Source organism: Streptomyces sp. NPDC005004 (genome assembly GCF_053600675.1).
This window is the reverse complement of sequence record NZ_JBSGAH010000004.1, coordinates 47,444-66,819: the sequence shown is the minus strand read 5'-3', so window position 1 is coordinate 66,819 and position 19,376 is coordinate 47,444. Positions and strand designations below refer to the sequence as shown.

Annotated in this window: 16 protein-coding genes; 5 read left to right on the top strand and 11 right to left on the bottom strand. The window is 74.2% G+C overall.

What is annotated here, in order from left to right; translation table 11 throughout:
• Nucleotides 1-12 precede the first annotated feature (12 nt).
• The 6 genes from ACWEEU_RS06475 to ACWEEU_RS06450 all read right to left on the bottom strand — a co-directional run bounded on the left by ACWEEU_RS06475 (nt 13) and on the right by ACWEEU_RS06450 (nt 7,156).
• Nucleotides 13-972 carry an ABC transporter substrate-binding protein gene (locus tag ACWEEU_RS06475; RefSeq protein WP_451729197.1) on the bottom strand — a complete coding sequence of 320 codons (960 nt, stop codon included), beginning with the start codon at nt 970-972 and terminating at the stop codon, nt 13-15.
• Nucleotides 969-1,640 carry an ABC transporter permease gene (locus ACWEEU_RS06470; protein ID WP_451729194.1) on the bottom strand — a complete coding sequence of 224 codons (672 nt, stop codon included), beginning with the start codon at nt 1,638-1,640 and terminating at the stop codon, nt 969-971. The genes ACWEEU_RS06475 and ACWEEU_RS06470 overlap by 4 nt, the downstream gene beginning before the upstream one ends.
• A complete protein-coding gene (locus ACWEEU_RS06465) occupies nt 1,637-2,317 on the bottom strand; it encodes an ABC transporter permease (protein WP_385741134.1) in 681 nt (226 codons plus the stop codon). The genes ACWEEU_RS06470 and ACWEEU_RS06465 overlap by 4 nt, the downstream gene beginning before the upstream one ends.
• 87 nt (nt 2,318-2,404) lie before the next feature.
• Nucleotides 2,405-2,836: a DoxX family protein gene (locus ACWEEU_RS06460; protein WP_385741132.1), complete on the bottom strand. Its 432-nt coding sequence runs from the start codon at nt 2,834-2,836 to the stop codon at nt 2,405-2,407.
• A 272-nt stretch (nt 2,837-3,108) separates the two neighbouring features.
• Nucleotides 3,109-5,508 (bottom strand): SpoIIE family protein phosphatase, encoded by a 2,400-nt coding sequence (locus ACWEEU_RS06455; protein ID WP_451729189.1) that lies wholly within the window; start codon nt 5,506-5,508, stop codon nt 3,109-3,111.
• Between the two features lie 130 nt (nt 5,509-5,638).
• Nucleotides 5,639-7,156 carry an alpha/beta hydrolase gene (locus tag ACWEEU_RS06450; protein ID WP_451729186.1) on the bottom strand — a complete coding sequence of 506 codons (1,518 nt, stop codon included), beginning with the start codon at nt 7,154-7,156 and terminating at the stop codon, nt 5,639-5,641.
• A 111-nt stretch (nt 7,157-7,267) separates the two neighbouring features.
• Between ACWEEU_RS06450 and ACWEEU_RS06445 the strand changes: the two genes are divergently transcribed.
• Nucleotides 7,268-8,203, top strand: a complete 936-nt coding sequence (locus ACWEEU_RS06445; protein ID WP_451729183.1) for a helix-turn-helix domain-containing protein — start codon at nt 7,268-7,270, stop codon at nt 8,201-8,203.
• Between the two features lie 129 nt (nt 8,204-8,332).
• Complete coding sequence (locus ACWEEU_RS06440) at nt 8,333-10,639, top strand: heavy metal translocating P-type ATPase (protein WP_451729180.1); 2,307 nt, start codon at nt 8,333-8,335, stop codon at nt 10,637-10,639.
• Here ACWEEU_RS06440 and ACWEEU_RS06435 read toward each other — a convergent pair.
• Nucleotides 10,618-11,529: a universal stress protein gene (locus tag ACWEEU_RS06435; protein ID WP_451729177.1), complete on the bottom strand. Its 912-nt coding sequence runs from the start codon at nt 11,527-11,529 to the stop codon at nt 10,618-10,620. The genes ACWEEU_RS06440 and ACWEEU_RS06435 overlap by 22 nt on opposite strands.
• Before the next feature lie 298 nt (nt 11,530-11,827).
• Between ACWEEU_RS06435 and ACWEEU_RS06430 the strand changes: the two genes are divergently transcribed.
• Nucleotides 11,828-12,709 carry a universal stress protein gene (locus tag ACWEEU_RS06430; RefSeq protein ID WP_385741114.1) on the top strand — a complete coding sequence of 294 codons (882 nt, stop codon included), beginning with the start codon at nt 11,828-11,830 and terminating at the stop codon, nt 12,707-12,709.
• 64 nt (nt 12,710-12,773) lie between these two features.
• On the top strand, nt 12,774-13,754 hold the full coding sequence (locus ACWEEU_RS06425) for an Acg family FMN-binding oxidoreductase (RefSeq protein WP_451729173.1): 981 nt from the start codon (nt 12,774-12,776) through the stop codon (nt 13,752-13,754).
• Nucleotides 13,755-13,814: 60 nt separating this feature from the next.
• Here the strand turns inward: ACWEEU_RS06425 and ACWEEU_RS06420 are convergent, their stop codons facing one another.
• Together ACWEEU_RS06420 and ACWEEU_RS06415 are read right to left on the bottom strand one after the other, a co-directional pair.
• Nucleotides 13,815-14,672: a universal stress protein gene (locus ACWEEU_RS06420; protein ID WP_451729756.1), complete on the bottom strand. Its 858-nt coding sequence runs from the start codon at nt 14,670-14,672 to the stop codon at nt 13,815-13,817.
• A gap of 124 nt (nt 14,673-14,796) precedes the next feature.
• Nucleotides 14,797-15,471, bottom strand: coding sequence for a CBS domain-containing protein (locus ACWEEU_RS06415; protein ID WP_385741106.1), 675 nt, complete (start codon nt 15,469-15,471; stop codon nt 14,797-14,799).
• 164 nt (nt 15,472-15,635) lie between these two features.
• Between ACWEEU_RS06415 and ACWEEU_RS06410 the strand changes: the two genes are divergently transcribed.
• Entirely contained in the window at nt 15,636-18,035 is a 2,400-nt protein-coding gene (locus ACWEEU_RS06410; RefSeq protein ID WP_451729170.1) for a glycoside hydrolase family 65 protein, read from the top strand.
• A gap of 14 nt (nt 18,036-18,049) precedes the next feature.
• On the opposite strand, the gene ACWEEU_RS06405 is transcribed toward ACWEEU_RS06410, so the two are convergent.
• Nucleotides 18,050-18,619, bottom strand: coding sequence for a universal stress protein (locus tag ACWEEU_RS06405; protein WP_385741258.1), 570 nt, complete (start codon nt 18,617-18,619; stop codon nt 18,050-18,052).
• A 133-nt stretch (nt 18,620-18,752) separates the two neighbouring features.
• Nucleotides 18,753-19,355, bottom strand: a complete 603-nt coding sequence (locus ACWEEU_RS06400; protein WP_451729752.1) for a sigma-70 family RNA polymerase sigma factor — start codon at nt 19,353-19,355, stop codon at nt 18,753-18,755.
• Nucleotides 19,356-19,376: the final 21 nt, after the last annotated feature.

The following is a 19,376-nucleotide window of genomic DNA, read 5'->3' as shown; positions in this document are numbered from 1 at the left end:
CGGGGCGTGCGGTCACTCGTGTGTGGTCACGATCAGGCCCTTGTCCTTCAGATAGGTGCGGGCCACGTCGGCGGGGAGCCGTCGCCAACTGTCGACCTGGCGGTTCATGTCGGCGAGCTCCTGGGTGGTGAGGACGTCGTTGAGTCTGTCGAGGGCCCGGGCGACGCGGGGGCTGCCCGCGCGGGCGCGGTTGACGACGGGGACGATGTAGTCGGCGTTCTGGAGGTGCTTGTCGTCGGCGAGCAGGACCAGGCCGAAGGAGTCGAGGGTGGCGTCCGTGGTGGTGGTCAGCACCATCTGGTCGCGGCCCGACTGCACGGCACGCTTGGCCTGTGTGGTGCCGACACCCTTGGGATCGACGCCGGTTATGTGGATGCCATACACCTTCTTCAGCCCGGGCGCGCAGTAGGGGCGCCGCACACATTCGTCCCCGGCGGCCAGGCGCACCTTCAGTCCCGAGGCGCCGAGGTCGCTTAGGGTCTTGAGGTGGTGCTCGCGGGCGTAGGAGGCGCGCACGGCGAAGGCGTTCTGGTCCACTGCGCGGCCGGGCGGAAGCACGGTGAGTCCGCGCGGGGCGGCGAGGGCGCGCAGGGACTTCATCGTGGTGTCGAGGTCGGGCGATCCGGCCGGGGGCGCGTCGGCACCGTGCTTTTTGGCGTTGAGCCAGTCCGCGAGGGTGGCGGCGTACTCCGGTACGACGTCGATCTGCCCCGATTCCAGTGCGGGTTCGTACAGCTCGCGGTTGGCGACGGTGATCATCGAGGTCCTGTACCCGGCGTGGTCGAGCAGTTGGGCGTACATCTGGGCGAGCAGATCGCTCTCGGTGAAGCCGGCCGAGCCGATGGTGAGATGACGGCTGTCGCCCGGCGATGCGGTGACCTGGCTGCGGTTCTCCAGGGAGGGCCCGGAGGCGCAGCCCGCGAGCGCGCAGAGCAGGGCGGTGACGGTGGCGGCCGCCGTACGGCATCTCATCGGCCGGCCCGGGCCCAGGTGGGTGACAGCCGCTCCACGACCTCGAAGACGGCCTCCACGAGCAGCGCGAACACCGCCACGAGGAGCGCGCCCGCGACCACCTGCGGGGTGCTGGCCAGGTTGAAGCCCGCGGTGATGATCCGGCCGAGCCCGCCGCCGCCCGCGAGCGCGGCGACGGTGGCGGTGGCGACGAGCTGGACGGCGGCGATCCGCACCCCGTTGAGGATCATCGGCAGCGCGAGGGGCACCTCCGCCCGCACGAGGACCTGTCGTCCGGTCATCCCCATGCCCTTGGCCGCCTGGACCACGCCCCGGTCGACCTCGCGCATCCCGACATAGGCGTTGGTGAGCAGCGGCGGCACGGCGAACAGCACCAGCGCGACCACGGTGGGACCCTCGCCCCACTTGCCGACCGGGGTCAGCAGGAGCAGCACCAGCACGGCGAAGGTGGGAACGGCCCGGCCGACGTTGGAGATGTTGACCGCGAGCGCGCCGCCCTTGCCGATGTGCCCGAGGACGAGCGCGACAGGCAGCGCGATCAGACAGCTGACGACGAGGCAGACGACGGTGAGGACGAGGTGCTGGAGCAGCCGGTGCCACACCCCGTCCTCCCCGCTCCAGTGCGCGGGGTCGGCGAGCCAGTCCCAGGCGGCGGCGAGGGTGCTCACGCCCGCCCCTTGCGCACCCACGGTGTGATCAGCCACTGCACGCCGAGCAGCAGCAGGTCGGCCGCGACGGCGATGAGCACGCACAGCACGGACGCGGTGAGCACCTGCGCCTTGAAGAAGGTGTTCATCCCGGAGTAGATGAGATTCCCGAGCCCGCCGAACCCGACGATCGCGCCCACCGTGACCAGCGAGACCGCCGAAACGGTCGCGATCCGCAGCCCGGCCATCGCGGCGGGCAGCGCGAGCGGCAGCTCCACGGTCAGCAACAGCCGCACGGGCCCGTATCCCAGCCCCCGCGCCGCCTGCCGCGTCTCCTCCGGCACCGCCCGCAGCCCGGCCAGGATGTTCCGCACGAGCAGAGTCAGCGAGTACAGCACCAGCCCGGCGACGACGAGCGTCGCCGAGAGTCCGTACACCGGCAGCAGCAACGAGAACATCGCCAGCGAGGGGATGGTGTACAGCACGGTCGTCACGGCGAGCACCGGCCCGGCCGCCCACCCCCACCTGCGCGCCATCACCGCCAACGGCACGGCGATGACCAGCCCGATGACGACGGACGACACCGTCAACTCGAGATGCTGCACCACCGCGTCGACCAGAATCTGGCGCCGGCTGCTCAGATAGGCACCACAGATCCACTCGTTACGCGCGAGACAGTCGTCGGGGGGCGCGGCCACGGGTCCATTGGAGCGGGCGGGGTGGCGGGGGGCGCGTCGAGGTGGGCCGGATGGGGGGCGGGCTGCTCTGCCCCCCCCCAGCGGTGCCTATCCGGCCGAGATCCCCGTGCCCGGCAGCGCGCCCGGCTTGCGCCGTGCCCCCGCGATCACCAGCAGGCCGCCGAGCATCGCGGCGTTCTTGAGGAACTGGGTGCGCTGGGCCCTGCGCTGGGCGGGGTCCTCGACGGTCCAGAAGGGGTGACCGGCGTAGGTGGTCGGGATCAGTGAGCCGGCCAGGGCGAGGGCGGAGGTGCGGGGGAACAGGCCGATGGCCAGGGTCGCTCCGGCGCCGGTCTGGACCGCGCCGTTGACGCGTACGAGGAGTTCGTCGTCCTTCGGCAGCGGGACGACCTTGCGGATCTCTTCCAGCGCGGGACCGGCGAGCTTCGCCAATGCCGCGGGGTCGCGCACGGCGCCGGAGCCGAACACCGCGAAGGATCCGCCGAGCAGCGCGCCACCGAGCCTACCGAGGATGTTCATGCCACTCACTTTCCCTAGGGGTACGGACGTTCATGCTACGCAGTCCCCTTCGCGTCGGCCCGCGGTTGCCCGCGCCTCTCGCGCGGCGGAGATATAGCCTCAAAAGGCGTTCATCGGCCTGAAGGCGACAATTGCGGGCGATCAGGGGCTGTTCGAAGAGGATGCCGAGACCCGACGGCTGTGCCGCAGGGGGCACTGGTCTCGAAGCCGTACACGCACCGAGCGCCCCCCATGTGGGGTGCTCACATGTGGGGCGCACCTATGTGGTCCCCTCACATGAGGGCCTCGAAGTCCACCTCCTGGGGCACCATCCGCTGCTCCGACCAGATCGTCTTGCCGTTGCGTCCGTAGCGGCTGCCCCAGCGGGTGGAGAGCTGGGCGACGAGGAAGAGGCCGCGGCCGCCCTCGTCGCTGAGACTCGCCCGGCGCAGCCGGGGCTGGGTGTTGCTGGGGTCGGTGACCTCGCAGACCAGGACGTCGTCGCGGATGAGGCGGAGGCCGACCGGGGCTCCGGCGTAGCGGACGGCGTTGGTGACCAGCTCGCTGACGATCAGCTCGGTGGTGAAGACGAGGTCGTCCAGGCCCCACTCGGTGAGCTGCCGCTTGGCGGCCTGGCGGGCATCCGACACCACGGACTCGTCCGCGCCGAACTCCCAGTCCGCGACGGCGTCTTCGGGGATGGCGCGGGCGCGGGCGAGGAGCAGGGCGATGTCGTCGCGCGGCGGGGTCTGGCCGAGGTCGGCCTGGAGCAGCCGGCTCGCCTCCACCAGGCTCTGGCCGGGGCGGCACGAGGTGGCGAGCCGGTGTGTGAGCCAGCGCAGACCGGCGTCGAGGTCGCCGTCGTACCGGTCGAGGAGTCCGTCGGTGTAGAGGGCGAGGACGCTGCCGGGCTCCAGGTCGGCGGTGATGGTCTCGAAGGGCATCCCGCCCACGCCGAGCGGCGGTCCCGGCGCGAAGCGGAGCATCCGGGTGGTGCCGTCGGGTCGTACCTCGACCGGTGGGGGGTGCCCGGCCCCGGCCATGACGCAGCGGCAGGCGACGGGGTCGTAGACGGCGTACAGACACGTCGCTCCGGCGGGCTTGCCCCATTCGGTGTCCTGGCCGAGCCGCCGTACGAGGTCGTCGAGGTGGGTGAGGAGTTCGGAGGGGTCGAGTTCGAGGTCGGCGAGGGTGCGGACGGCGGTGCGCAGACCGCTCATCGCGGCGCTGGCGTCCAGGCCGTGTCCGACCACGTCCCCGGCGACCAGGGCGACCCGGAAGGAGGGCAGCGGGATGACGTCGTACCAGTCGCCGCTGATGTCGGCGCCGCCGCCGGCGGGCAGATAGATGCCCGCGGTCTCGGCGGCCGGGCCCTCGGTGGTGGCCGGGGGCAGCAGGCGGCGCTGGAGGGTGAGGGCCGTGCGGCGCTCGCGGGTGTAGCGGCGGGCGTTGTCGACGCTGAGGGCGGCGCGGGAGGCGATCTCGCCGAGCAGTTCGGCGTCCTCCGGCTCGAAGGGGTCGCGCTCCCCGGTGCGCCAGATGGTGACGGAACCGAGCACCAGACCGCGCGCGAACAGCGGCGCCCACAGGCCCGAACGGCCGTCCTCGGGGAGGAAACGGTGCACCATGTCGGGGTCGCCGAGCACGACGGCCACCGTCTCGGGGTCCAGGACGACGGGCCGTCCGCGCTGGATGTCGCCCAGTTCGGGGGTGTGCGGCAGCCGGGGGATGGCCTCGCCGGGCTGGAAGACGTGGGCGGTGCCCTCGTGGGGGGTCACGACGACCCGGCGCAGATACAGGTCTCCCCCGCCGGCGGCGGGCTTGGCCGGTTCCTCCGTGTTGAGAACGGCCTCGGCGAGGTCGGCCCAGCCCACGTCCCCGAGGGCCGGGACCAGCACGTCCAGCAGGTCCCGCACGGTGCGGGTGACGTCGAGGGAGCCGCCGATGCGGTCGGCGGCGGCGTGCAGCACGTCCAGCCGTCTGCGCACCCGCTGCTGTTCCGGGGTGTCGGCGAACATCGTGACGACGCCGATGGGCGCGCCGTCGGCGTCCTCCACCCGGAAGGCGCACATCGACAGGACGACGTAGCGGTCCGGGTCGTCCGGCGCGCGCATGTGCAGCGTCTTCCCGACCGCCGGCTCCCCGGTCTCCAGCACCTGCCGCAGCTCCGTCTCGGCCGACTTGGCGTCCTTCAGGGCGGCCACGTCCGTCAGCCGGCTGCCCCGCGGGAGGGCGGAGCCGCCGAACATGCCGGACGTGATGTTGGTCCACACCACGGTGAGGTCGGTGTCGTGCATCCCGATGCCGAGACGGTCCTGGGACAGCAGGGCGCGCAGCACATTGGCGTCCGCCTCCCAGTGGCTGACCTGCCGGGCGGGGGCGAGCAGCACCAGCGCCTCGGAGTCGGGTTCGGTCCGCAGGACGCGGAAGCTGACGGCCACCGCGTCACCGCTGCGATGCCGCAGCAGGGCCCGGCCGTCCGCGGGGAAGGCTCCGTCGTCGCCTACGCCCGGACACTCGCGGGCCAGCAGATCGCGCAACGACCGTCCGCAGACCTCGTCGGCGGTCCGGCCCAGCAGTTCGGCGGCCGCCGGCGACCAGCGCACCACGGTGCCCCGGTCGTCGAGCACGGCCGTCGCCACTCCGGCGAACGAGAACACATGCCTCTCGGCACCGGCGCTGAACCCGCCCATCCTGCTCCTCCGGCTCGGCGCCCCCGCCTCTCCCACGGTACGACCAACGAGGTGGGAGCGCTTTTCGCGACGGGCCGCGCGGGTGCTCGGCACTTTTCGGGCGGTCGCGGTGGCGGGGGCGGGTCGCGGCTCAGGCCGTCAGAAGGCTCAGCACCTGGCGGTGGGCGGACACCACCGCGCGCCGGGACTCGTCCGTGGGGTCGGCCACGTCGAAGCCGTGGTGGCCCGAGGGGACGTCGACGGTGACGACGCGGGTGCCCGCGGCCCGTGCGGCGGTGAGGAACTCCGTCACCGTGTCCGCGATCGACGCGTGCTCCAGGCCCACCCGGCTGAGGACGACCGGCAGCTTCCCGGCCGAGCGTACGGCCGTGACGGGACGGAAGCGGGCGTCGACCGCGTTCCAGCCGGGCAGCGGCGCGAGCGCCGGGTAGCTCGCGGCGACGCACCGCAGCCAGGGCGGCGGCGCGGCGAGCCAGTCGCTCATGAGCAGCCCGCCGCCCGAGAAGAACCACAGGGCGATCCGGTCGGCGTCCACCCGGGGATGCGCCCGGACCAGGTCGACGGCGGCTTCGAGGTCGGCGGCGGCCCGCGCGTAGTCGGTCAGCGCGTGCAGACCATGGTCGACGGTCACACCGACCACGCCCTGACTCGCCGCGTACCGGGCGTGGCCGGTGTAGAGCGGCCAGTCGCGCGGGGTGGGCCGCCGGGAGACGGGGACGGGGCCGCCGTGGACGAAGACGACGGCGGGCCGGGGCGGGTACGCGTCCGCGTCCGCTTCGGGCGGGGAGTCGGGCAGATGGAGGTCGACCCGGCCGGTCCGCTCGCGCGGCCGCTCGGGCACGTCGAGCACGAACGGCCGCAGGTGGAGCGGCTGTTCGTCGGGGTCCACGGCGATCCGGTGCCCCTCGCCGGCGGCCGCGCGCCGCAGTGCGTCGGCCAGTTGGTCGGGGGTGGAGAGCATCGGCCAGTGTCCGGTGGGGAGTTCGAAGAAGGTGACCCGGGGGTGGGCGAGTGCGCGGAACTGCGGTGGTCCGGTGCGTACGAGGGTCTCGGCCATGGCGATGGTCATCCCGGAGGCGGTGCAGAAGATCCCGGTGCTGGGCAGTTCGGCCGACGCCCCGGTGAGCCGCAGCGGCTGGAGGAGTGTGCCGGACGGCTGCGGCGCGGCGTACCGGTCCAGTCGGTCCAGTGCGCTCGCCGACAGCCCCGCCGTGCTGCCCCACCGGTCCCAGTCGCCCGGCTTCGGCACCGGGACACTCCCGTCGGGCTCGGCGAGCAGCCGCTCGCGCGTCTCCTGGTCGGGCACGAGGGCCAGCGCCGCGTCGCCGTCCTGCGGCATCCCGGCGTCGAGGTGCACGATGCGGGAGATCCGTCCGGGACGGCGGTCGGCCGCGCCGAGCACCGGATGGATGGCGTAGTCGTGCCCGACGAGGACCAGCTCGGACGCGTCGAGGCCGTCGATCAGCCGTACGACGTCCTCGATGTGTGTCTCCAAGTCGGTTCCCGGAACCGCGAGTTCGCGCTTCTCCCCGAGACCGGTGAGGGACAGCGGATGCGCCTGCGCCCCTGCCTCACGCAACCGTGCGGCGGTCTCCCGCCAGATCCAGGCACCGGTGAAGGGGCCGGAGACCAGTACGAACGCCGTCATGATCGTCTCCCTGTGGGGTGGTGGTCCGCGCGGTCCGCCGTACCGGAGGGGCACATCGGCCGGCCGCGCTCGCGGGTACCGTAGGAACTCCCCCTGAGGGAGATTCAAGGCATGTCCTCTGAAGCCCTGTTGAGCATCGGCGAGCTGGCGCGGCGCGCGGGTGTCACCGTGAAGACGGTCCGCTTCTACTCCGATCTCGGCCTGCTGCCCGAGGCGTCCCGCAGCGGCGGCGGTCATCGGCGCTACGGCCCGAAGGCGCTGGACCGGCTGCGGCTGATCCGTTCACTGCGCGCGCTCGGCCTGCCGGTTCCCGAGGTGGGCCGGGTGCTCGACGAGGGCGACGGGCTGACCGGTGCCCTGGAGAACGCCCTTGACACCCGCCTGCGCGAACTCGGCTCGGAAATGGCCGCGTTGAGGTGGCGGGAGGCCGCCCTCCAGCTCGTCCGGGACTGTCCGGCCGAGGAGCGCGCCGAGCGGCTCCGGCTGGTCGGGGCCGTGTCGGCGCCGCCCAGTACCGCTGCGCTCGCGCGCTTCTGGCGCGGGGCGCTGCCCGCCCGGCTGTCGGCCCGGCTGCGCTCGGCGATCCTCGACCACGCGGTCCCCCGGCCCCCGGCCGATCCGACGCCCGCGCAGGTGCTGGCCTTCGCCCGGCTGCACGCCATCGCCACCGCCCCCTGTCCGGCGGCCGACCCGCGCCGCCCCGCCCGCCACCGCACCGACGCGGACTGCCGCCCCGACGTGCTCTACGACGGCCTCTTCGACGCGTACAGCCTGGCCGCCGCCGACCTGCGCACCGGCCGTGTCCCCGACCGGGGGCAGGCCCTGGACTGCTTCGTCACCGCCCACGCCACCGCCCGTGACCTGCCGGACACCCCCGCCTTCCGCCGCCGCCTGCACACCCTGCTGACCCGTGCCGCCGACCCGGTGATCGACCGGTACTGGGAACTGACCGGCGTCCTCACCCCGTCCCCGGACCCGACCCTCGGCGCCGTGCACGAGTGGCTGCGGTCCGCGCTGGGCGACGACGTCGCGCGGGCGGCGGGCTGAGCGACCCCCCTCACCCGGAAGGGTCCGTACGGCCCCCTGAACAGACCCTTGCGACCCCTGTCGCAAAAGGGGCTCGCCGGGGTGTGATGACGGAGGACGGCCCACGGGCAGCGAACCGGCGGAGCAGCCATGAACCGCTTCTTCCCCCTCCCAAGCCTCGGCCGGGTGCGCCCCGAGCCGGTCCTCCTCCTGCTCACGGCCTTCGCCCTGGCCGCGGGCGGCGTGGCCCGGCTGGTCGGCGAGCAGGGCCTCGCCGACCTGCTGTGGGCACTGGGCACCGTGGTCGCGATCGTCCCCGCCGTCGGCTGGGTGCTCTCCGCCCTGCACCGAGGCCACGCGGGAGTGGACCTCATCGCGGTGCTCGCCCTCGGCGGCACCCTCGCCGTGCGCGAGTACCTGGCCGGGGCTCTCATCGCGCTCATGCTGGCCACCGGGCGGACGCTGGAGACCGCGGCGCGGCGGCGGGCCGCCCGGGACCTGCGTGCGCTGTCGGAGCACGCGCCGGCGGTGGCGCGGCGGCGGACGGCCGACGGGGTGTGCGAGATCCCGGTCGGGGAGGTCGTCCCGGGCGACCTGCTGGTGGTGGGGCCGGGTGAGGTCGTGCCGGTGGACGGGCGGCTGGAGGGGACGGTCGCAGAGCTCGACGAGTCGGTTCTCACCGGGGAGTCCCTGCACGTACGCCGGACGGCGGGCGAGGACGTCCGCAGCGGCGCGGCCAACGCGGGGTCCGCCTTCGAACTGCGGGCCACGGCGAACGCCCGGGACAGCACGTACGCGGGGATCGTGCGGCTCGCCCGGGACGCCGGCGCCGAGCGGGCGCCGGTGGTGCGGCTGGCGGACCGGTACGCGGCCTGGTTCCTGCCGCTCACCCTGGTGGTGGCGGGGCTGGCCTGGCTGCTGAGCGGATCGGCCGTGCGGGCGGTGGCGGTGCTGGTGGTCGCCACGCCCTGTCCGCTGCTGCTGGCCGCGCCGGTGGCCGTCGTCTCCGGGATCTCCCGTGCCTCGCGGCGGGGCGTCGTCGTACGGGACGGCGGCGCGCTGGAGAACCTGGGCCGGGCCCGTACCCTGCTGCTCGACAAGACCGGCACCCTCACCGGGGGGCGGCCACGCGTCCTGGACGTGGTCGCCGCGCCGGGCGGGCGGCCCGCGGAGGTGCTGCGTCTGGCAGCGTCCGTGGACCAGTACTCGCCGCACGTCCTGGCCGGGACGATCGTGGGCGCCGCGCGTGAGCGGGGGCTGGTGCTGTCGGTGCCGACCGGTGTCAGTGAGGAACCCGGCCGGGGAGCCACGGGTGTCGTGGACGGCCGGGCGGTCTCCGTCGGTCGTCCCGACGTCCCCGACCTGCCCGGGTGGGCGCGGACGGTGGAGAACCGGGTGCTGCTCGACGGCGCCGCGGTGGCCTGGCTTGCCGTCGACGGGCGCATGGAGGGCGCCGTGGTCCTCGGTGATCCGCTGCGTCAAGACGCCCCGCGCACCCTGCGCCGGCTGCGGGAGGCGGGCATCGAGCGGCTGACGATGCTGACGGGCGACCGCCCGGAGCCGGCCCGCGAGGTCGGCACCGTCCTCGGTCTCGACGACGTACGGGCCGGACTCGACCCGGTCGGGAAGGCCGCCGCCGTAAGGGCCGAACGTGAGCGCGCGGTGACCGCCATGGTGGGGGACGGCGTCAACGACGCCCCCGCGCTGGCCGCCGCCGACGTCGGCGTCGCGATGGGAGCGCGTGGCTCCACCGCCTCGTCCCAGGCGGCGGACGTCGTGCTGACCGCCGACCGTCTGGACCGGCTGGCCGACGCCGTGCTCATTGCCGTGCGGGCCCGCCGGATCGCGGTGCAGAGCGCCCTGGGCGGGATGCTGTTGTCGCTGGCCGCGATGGCGGCGGCGGCCTCCGGTCTGCTGCCGCCCGCCCCGGGAGCCCTGCTCCAGGAGGCCATCGACGTCGCCGTCATCCTCAACGCTCTGCGTGCCCTGCGCGTGCCGCCGGCCGCGCGTCCGGTGCTGTCCGCCGGCGCCGAGGCGCTCGTGCACCGCTTCGCCGCGGAACACGACGACCTCCAGAGCGTCCTCGCGGCGGTGCGCGCCGCGGCCGACGCCCTCGCGGACGGCCCCGGCCCGCGGGCGCTGGCCGCCGTCGAGGAGGCGTACCGGCTGCTCAGCGAGCGGCTGCTGCCCCACGAGCACGCCGAGGAACACCGGCTCTACCCCGCGATCGCGCCGAGCCTCGGCGGCCCGGAGGCGACAGCCACCATGAGCCGCGCCCACACCGAGATCGACCACCTCACCCAGCGCGTCGCCGCGCACCTGCGGCTGGCCCACACCGAGGGCGGCCTCTCGGAAGGGCAACTGGACGACCTGCGCGCCTGTCTGTACGGACTGCACGGCGTGCTGCGGCTGCATTTCGCCCAGGAGGAGGAGAGCTACTTCTCACTCGCCGAGTGAGTCGGGGGGTCCGGAGCGGCCCGGCCCGGGTCCGGTACGACGGCGACCGGGCACCGCGCATGGTGCAGCACCCCATGGGCGACCCGCCCGAGGTGTTCGTCGTCTCCCTGTGCGCCGACCACCAGCAGTACGGCGTCCCGGGCGACGGCGAGCAGGGCGTCGCGGGCCGGGCCCTCGACCGTGCGGCGCCGTATCCGCAGGTGTTCGGGTGCGTCGCGCAGGGCCGCCTCCAGTGTCTCCGCCGCCCGCTGTTCCTGTGCGTGGGCGGGCGCGCCGGCGAGCAGGGGGTGTACGGCGGGCGCGTGCCGGGGGCAGCGCCAGGACCGTACGGCTTCCAGGGGGACGCCCCGCAGCAGGGCCTCCTCGACGGCGAACCGCATGGCGGCCGCGTCCTCCGGCGGCTCGCCGACACCCACGACGACACACCCGGCCGAGGGCGGTTCCACATGTGGTCCGCGCACCACGATCACCGGGCAGTGAGTGTGGCGCGCCACCATGGCGCTGACGGAGCCGAGCAGTGTTCCGGCTACGGCGCCCCGGCCCCGGCAGCCCAGGACCAGCGCGAGGGCGCGCCGGCTCTCGCGTACGAGCGCGTACTCCGGCGCTTCGAGGACGAGGCCGATGCCGACCTCCACGCCCGGCTGCCTGCGGCGGGCGCGGCGCTCGGCGGCGGCGGCGACGGCGGCCGTACCCTCCTCGGCGGTGTTAGCGTGGGGCTCCCACCAGCAGGCATGCACGATCCGCAGGGCGACACCGCGCAGGGCGGCCTCGTCGGCGGCCCAGTCCAGTGCGGTCAGGCTCGGTGCGGAGCCGTCGACGCCGACGGTGATCGGAAGGTCTCGGGCACCGGACGGCCGGTGGCCGGCTCGGATGCCGGCGCTTGTGCTCATCGCCGAGTCTCCTCGTCTCGTAGCCCGGCCGCCGGGGTCTCCGGCCGTCCCTTCAGTCCATCGTGCGCCGTCTTGCGTCGCTGGGGCCGAACAGCCCCTGCCGGGGGTCCCTCAGGGCCCTTTCCTTCTCCGTGTGGCCCGGCAGACTGAAGAAAGGGACGATGGCGTCGGCGGCTGTCGACACGCGCGGTGGCCCTGCGCGCCACCCCGCAGGAGGAGGCGAGGGCGATGTCGGTTCACGCGATGCCCGAGGACGCGGGCCGGAAGCGGGGGGTACCCGCAGCCTTCGGAGCCGGTCGTGGCGCGGCCAGGTGACCCGCGGCCGGTCGTGGTCGGGGTCGATCCCTCCCCCGATCACCGCATGGCGCTGGCCTGGGCGGCGGACGAGGCGGACCGGCGCCATGTGCCGTTGCGGCCGGTCCTCGCCGAGGGCGTGCCGACCCGGGGCGACCGGGAGCGGAAGGTCCCGCCGTCCTGGGAGGGGTGGAACGACCCGCTGCACGAGGAGGGCGAACGGGTCCTCCAGGACGCCGCCGGGTTCGCGACGGCCCACCACCCCCGGCTGGAGGTGGACGCGCTGCTCGCGGAGGGCGAGCCCGTGTGGGTGCTCGGCGAGCAGAGCCGCGACGCCACGGCCGTCGTGCTGGGCTCGCACCATCTGAGCCGGGCCCAGGAGGTGTTCGGCAACGAGTCGGTCGCCGTGCCGCTCATGGCGCAGGCGCACTGCCCCGTGGTGGTCGTGCCCGAGCCGGAGCACGTCACGCAGGTCCCGGCGTACCTCGTCGTGGGGATCGACGGCAGCGAACACTCCGCCGCCGCGGTCGACGTGGCGTTCGAGGAGGCGGCCCTGCGCGGCGCCGAGCTGCACGTCCTGTTCGTCTGGCAGCCCACCCCGCTCCGCGTCTTCGACGAGCACGGCTCGCGGCAGGAGTGCCGCCGTATGCTCTCCGAGATCGTGGCCGGACGCGGCGCCCGGTACCCCGACGTGGTACTGCGCCACGAACTGGTCGTCGGGGAACCCGTCAAGGTGCTCACCGAGGCCGCCGCACACGCGCTGGCCCTGGTCGTGGGCACCCGGGGGCACGGCAGCGTCGCGGGCGCGCTGCTGGGCTCGGTCAGTCAGGGTGTGCTGCGCCGCGCGCAGTGCCCGGTGATCGCCGTACCGGCCGCGGCGGCATGACACACGCACCGGGCGCCGGCGCGAGCACCGGACCGGCGCCGACGGCCGGGAAGGGAGGTCCACCGTGTCCGAGGAAACCGTCGACGAGCGGACCGTCACCGCCCTCGTGGCGGACGCCACGGCTGCCCCGTCGCTGCACAACGCGCAGCCCTGGCGGTTCCGTCATCTGCGCGGCCCCGGCGTGCTGCGGTTGTACGCCGACCCCGAGCGCGTCCTGCCGCACGGCGATCCGCAGAACCGGGGACTGCACCTGGGCTGTGGCGCCGCCCTGTTCAACCTCCGTGTGTCCGCCGCCGCTGCCGGGCTCGCGCCGGACGTGCGGCTGCTCCCGGACCCGTCCGACGCCGACCTCCTCGCCGAGGTGCGCCTGCGCGGCACCGGGACACCCGACCCGCAGCTCGCCGAACTGCACCCCGCGGTGCGCCGCCGGCACTCCAGCCGCCTGCCCTACCGCGACCAGGAGATCCCGGCCGGTGTACGGGAGGGCCTGTACGCGGCGGCCCGCGCGGAGGGGGCGCAGCTGCTGTTCCCGGGCACCTGGCACGTGCGCTCGGTCCTGGATCTCGTACGGGACGCGGAGGAACGGGAGTTGATGGACGCGGGGGCGCGGGAGGAGATGGCACGGTGGGCGCACACGGACCCGGGGGACGCGCCGGACGGCATCCCCGCCGAGGCGTTCGGCCCGCGCCCGCGCCGCGCCACCTCCTCCGTCCGCGACTTCGCCGTGGGCCGCCCGATGCCGGACCGCCCATGGGCGTCGTTCGAGGAGCGCCCGAACATCGCGTTGCTGGGGACCGCCCACGACGACCCCGCCGACTGGCTGCGCGCAGGGCAGGCCCTGGAACGGGTCCTGCTGCGCGCCACCGCCGACGGCCTCGTCGCCTCGGTCACCTCCCAGCCCCTGGAGTGGCCGGAACTGCGCTGGGCGACCCGCGACCCGCTCTCCGCCATGCCCCAGGTCCAGATGGTCCTGCGCATCGGCTACGGGCCGCAGGGGGCGGCGAGTCCGCGGCGTCCGGTGGCGGATGTGCTCGACATCGTGTGAGGCGGGGCGAGGGGGCGCGGACGCGGGGTGGCCGTGGGCCCGGGCTCACGGACTCGGTGCCTACGACCGCTCCGGTACGACCGCCACCGGGCACTCGGCGTGGTGCAGCAGGGCGTGGCCGACCCGGCCGAGCTGGAGTCCGAAGCGTTCCGTGCGGTGCCGGGCCCCGACGATCACGAGGTCGGCGGCGGCCGAGCGGTACACCAGCACCTTCGCGGCGGGTCCCTCGACGACGGCGGGGTAGGTGCGGACGCGCGGGAACTCGGCGGAGGGCGCCTCGACGGAGGCGGCGAGCAGCCCGGCGGCCCGTTCCTCGTAACCGGCGCCCGACCTGTCGTGGACGGGCCGCCGCCACGCCCGTACGACGTCCAGGCCGCAGCCGCGTGTGTCGGCTTCCCGGTAGGCGAACTCCAGAGCCCGGGTAGCGGTGCCGTCCTCGCCGAGGCCGAACAGGATCCGCTCGTGCTCGCCCGCGAGGCCCGCGCGGTCGCCCCGGACCACGATCACGGGGCAGGACGCCCGGGCCGCGACGGCGAGGCCGACGGAACCGAGGAGCATGGCCGTGAACGGGCTCCGGCCGCGCGCCCCCGTCACCACCGCGAAGGCGTAGCCGGCCGCCCGCACCAGGGCGTCCGCGCCCTCCTGCGGCAGGATCTCGGTGGTGACCTTCACGTCGGGGTCGTGGTGTTCGGCGCGCTCGGCGGCCGAGCCGACGACGTGCTCGGCCGGCACCTGTTCGGAGTGGCGGTCCCCGCTCGGCGAGGGCATTCCTCCCTCGTAGCGCTCCCAGAGGGAGCCGTAGAGCAGTTTCAGCGGGAGACCGTGGCGCGCGGCCTCGTCCACGGCCCAGTCGACGGCGCGCAGGGACGCGTCCGAGCCGTCGACTCCCACGACGAGGGGGAGGGTCATCGTGGCCACCGCCTTTCGTGCGGGGTGTACGGACGCCATTTCCACGGTGGCACGGGCGTCCGCCGGGCCGCGAGGGCGCTTCGGCTCGGCCGGCTGGGACGTTCGGCCGGGGTCGTGCGGGTGTGGGTACGTCTCAGTACGCCTCGGGTGAGCGCCGGGCGCCGCCCGCGTCGCCGGTGAGCCGGGAGTCGACCGCCACGACGCCGTCGACCCCGCGGCAGAGCTGTTCGACCACGGGGATCAGGCTCGCGTCCGCCACGGTGCCGAGGAGGACGACGCGGCCCTCGTGGACCTCGGCCGTCACGTCCCTGGGGTCGAAGCCCAGGGTGCGCCCGAGTACGTCGCGGGTGATCTCCTCGCGGATGGCCTCGTCGCGGCGCAGGAACACCCGCAGCAGGTCGGCGCGGCTGACGATGCCCACGAGCCGCTCGGCCTCGTCCACCACGGGCAGCCGTTTGACGTTCTGCGCCTCCATGAGACGGGCGGCCTCGACCACGTTCCACTCGGGGCGCGCGCAGACGGCGGGGGCCGACATCAGCTCCTCGGCGAGGGCGCCCTCGGCCTTGGCCCGCTCCCACGCCTCCAGGTGCGGCAGGGGAGTCCGGCCGGACGGGTCGGCCCGGTCCGCGCTCTTGCGCAGCAGGTCGGCCTCGGACACCACCCCGAGGGGCCGGTCCAGCTCGTCGACCACGGGCACGGCGGTGACGTCGTTCTCCGTCAGGAGCCGCACGAGTTCCTTGAACGGCGTGTCGCGGCCGGCCCTGACGACGTCCCGGCTCATGAGCTCCTCGACCGTTCTGTGGTGCATGGTGCCTCCCGGATCGGGTGCGCTCACCTCGCGGAGGCGGGTCCTCCGCCCGTGCGACGGTGTGCCCCGCGTGGCAGGTTGGATACAGGCACCATTCTGCGGAGAGGGCGGCGATCAGGCGAACCCACACCTCGGGGACCGAGCGCCAGGGAAGGTGCCGCCGGATGTCGGACTGGACGTGGGAGTGGACCGGATACGACCCCACCGCCGAGCAACTGCGCGAGTCCCTGTGCACGCTGGGCAACGGATACTTCGCGACGCGGGGAGCGCTGCCCGAGTGCCGGTCCGACGGTGTGCACTACCCCGGGACCTATGTGGCCGGCTGCTACAACCGTCTTGAATCGACTGTGGCCGGGCGCCATGTGGTCAACGAGGACATGGTCAATCTGCCGAACTGGCTGCTCCTGAGATTCCGGCTGCGCCGGGCGGAGGGGGCGTGGGGGCCGTGGTTCGCTCCCGGCGCGCACATGGTGGACCACCGGCATGTCCTGGACCTGCGGCAGGCCACGCTCATCCGGACGTTCTCCCACCACATGGACGCAACCCATGTGGTGGACGTCGAACAGACCCGTCTGGTCCATATGGAGGACCCGCATACAGCCGCGCTGCGCACGGTGTTCACGGCGAAGGGCTGGTCCGGCGAGATCGAGATCGAGAGCTGTCTGGACGGCGAGGTGGTCAACGGCAACGTACACCGCTACGGCACTCTCGACCGCCACCATGTGGCCCACCTCCGCACGGGCGCGCGTGAGCCGGACACGGTTTGGCTGCACTGCCGGACGAACACGTCCGACATCGCCGTCGCCCTGGCCGCCCGCACCAGCGTCGACGCCGCGCGCGCCCCGGTGTCGTCGGAGCTGCGTCCGGGCCGCCGCCGTACCGTCCACCGCCTGGTCGTCCCGGTCACGTCGGGGCGGCCCGTCACCGTGGACAAGACGGTCGCCCTCCACACCTCCCGGGACGCCGCCATCAGCGATCCCCTCGGCGCGGCGCTGGACCGGGCGACCACGGCCGCGCCGTACCCCGACCTCCTGGAGTCCCACACCACCGCGTGGGAGCGGCTGTGGCGGCGCGCGGACATCCAGGTGCCCGGCGAGGCGGGCCGGATCCTCCGCCTGCACCTCTTCCACGTGCTCCAGACCCTGTCCCCGCACACCGCGGACCTGGACGTGGGCGTGCCCGCCCGGGGCCTGCACGGGGAGGCGTACCGCGGGCACGTCTTCTGGGACGAACTCTTCGTCCTGCCCTATCTGACCCTGCACTTCCCCGACGTCTCCCGGGCCCTTCTCAACTACCGCCACCGGCGCCTGCCCCGGGCCTGCCGGGAGGCCGCCGCCGAGGGTCACTCGGGGGCGATGTATCCCTGGCAGAGCGGCAGTGACGGCCGCGAGGAGACCCAGCGCCGGCATCTCAACCCCCGCTCGGGACGCTGGCTCCCGGACCACTCACGCCTTCAGCACCACGTGGGCTCGGCCATCGCGTACAACGTGGTCAACTACTGCGAGGCCACCGGTGACACGGAGTACCTGCACACCAAGGGCGCCGAGATGCTCCTCCAGATCGCCCGCTTCTGGGCGGACCGGGCGGTGTACGACGCGGAGGTGGGCGCGTACCGCCTGCGCGGGGTCATGGGTCCGGACGAGTACCACGACGCCTACCCGGACGCGGACCGGCCCGGGCTCGACGACAACACCTACACCAACGTGACCGCCGCCTGGGTCCTCGCCCGCACCCTCGACCTGCTCGGTCGCCTTCCGGCGTGGCGCCGCGACGAACTCTTCGAACGGGTCCGCCTGGACCCCGGCAAGCTGCCCGGGTGGGACGAGATCTCCCGGCGCCTGCACATCCCGTTCCACGCGGGCGTGATCAGCCAGTTCGCGGGCTACGGCGGCCTCGCCGAACTCGACTGGGACGGCTACCGCGAGCGCTACGACAGCATCCGCCGGCTCGACCGCGTCCTGGAGGCCGAGGGGGACACCGTCAACCGCTACAAGGCGTCCAAGCAGGCCGACGTCCTCATGCTCGGCCACCTCTTCTCCCCTGCCGAACTGCGCTCCCTCTTCCGGCGCCTGGGCCACGACCTCGACGACGACCTCTGGCAGCGCACCGTCGACTACTACCTGGCCCGCACCAGCCACGGCTCCACCCTCAGCGAGCTCGTCCACGGCCTCGTCCTGGCCCGCGCCCGCCGCGCCGACGCCTGGCGGTACGTCCGCGACGCCCTGGAGGCCGACATCGCCGACATCCAGGGCGGCACCACCGGCGAAGGCATCCACCTCGGCGCCATGGCCGGTACCCTCGCGCTGGTCCAACGCGGCCTCACCGGACTCGAAGCCCGCGAGGACACCCTCCGGCTCGACCCCGTGCCCCTCCCCGCCCTCTCCTCCTACGGCTTCTCCCTCCACTACCGCGGCCACTGGGGCATCACCCTCCAGCGCCGCCCCGGCCGAGTGGAGATCACCGTGCCGAGGTCGGAGCAGTCCCCGATCCGCGTGGCACTGGGCGACCAGGAGGCGACGATCGCCCCAGGCGAGACGTGTGTGCTGGTGGTGGAGGAGGGCTGAGGAGGGGCGCCCGGTCAGCTCCGCCCCGCGGCAGCGTCGGACTCGTCCGACGCGCCGGGCACCCGTGTGGTGGGCCGGACGATGACCACCGGGCAGGTGGCGTGCTGGGTGCAGTGCTGGCCGACCGAGCCGAGGAGGGCGCCGGCGAATCCGCCGTGGCCGCGGTTGCCCACGACGAGGAGGGCGGCGCCGTCGGCCGCTTCCAGCAGGACCCCGGCCGGGGTGCCGTAGGCGACCTTCGCCACGATCTCCACCTCGGGCTCGGGCCCGGCCACCTCCTCCACCGCCTCGGCGACGATCTCCCCCGCCACCCGCTCGAAGTCTGCTTCCCCACCCGTGGGCGGCATCCAGCCGAGCGAGCCGTACATCTGCGGAAACTCCCAGGCCGTCACCGCCTCCAGCGTGCTGCCGGTCGTCTCCGCCTGCCGGAGGGCCCAGCGCAGCGCCCGCTTGGACGACTCCGAGCCGTCCACGCCCACGACGATGCGAGGCTTCTGGTCGGGATGAGCGGCCACGGCGTCCTCCGAGTCCTCGGGTACTCCACTGCCCGGCGCGGCGTCACGCCCCGCCGCCGTCCAGACCATGGTCACGCGCGGCCGTGGTTCGCGCCCGGCGACCCGGGGGTGTGGGGGCCACATGTGTGCGGCGAGCACATGTGGGGGCCGAGGATGCCGGGGTCGTTCGGCGGTGGGTCCGGCACCCTCGTACGGCGTCGGGTCAGGCCGCCGCCACCGCGGCCCGCTGTTCCGCGTCCTCCAGCAGGTCCATCAGGGCCGCCCGGGCGCGGGCCACCCGGGAGCGGACCGTGCCCACCGGGCAGCCGCCGAGCCGGGCCGCCTCGGCGTAGGGCAGACCGACGACCTGGGTGAGCACGAACGCCTCGCGCCGCTCGTCCGGCAGGGTGGCCAGCAGGTCGTGCAGCGCGATGCCGTCGTCGAAACCGGGCAGGTCGCGCGGCTGCGCCCGTTCGACGGCCCCTTGCCAGTCGGGGGCGTCGGACAGACGTGGCCGCGCGGCGGCGTACCGGTGACTGTCGATGACCGCGCGGCGCGCGATGGACAGCAGCCACACACGCGCCGACGAACGGCCCTCGAACCGGTGCAGGCTGCCGAACGCCCGGACGAAGGTGTCCTGTGCCAGATCGTCCACCGCCTGCGGGTCGCCGCACAGGTGGGCGACGTACCGCCGCACATCGCGGTGGAGACGGCGCGCGAACTGCTCGACGGCATAGGCGTCACCGCCCCGGGCGGCCAGGGCCCAGGCGATGGTCGCGTCGTCGTCCGAGGCCGCCGGATCGGTCGGTGGGTGCGGGAGCTGTATGGGCTGCGGATCGTGCGGGAG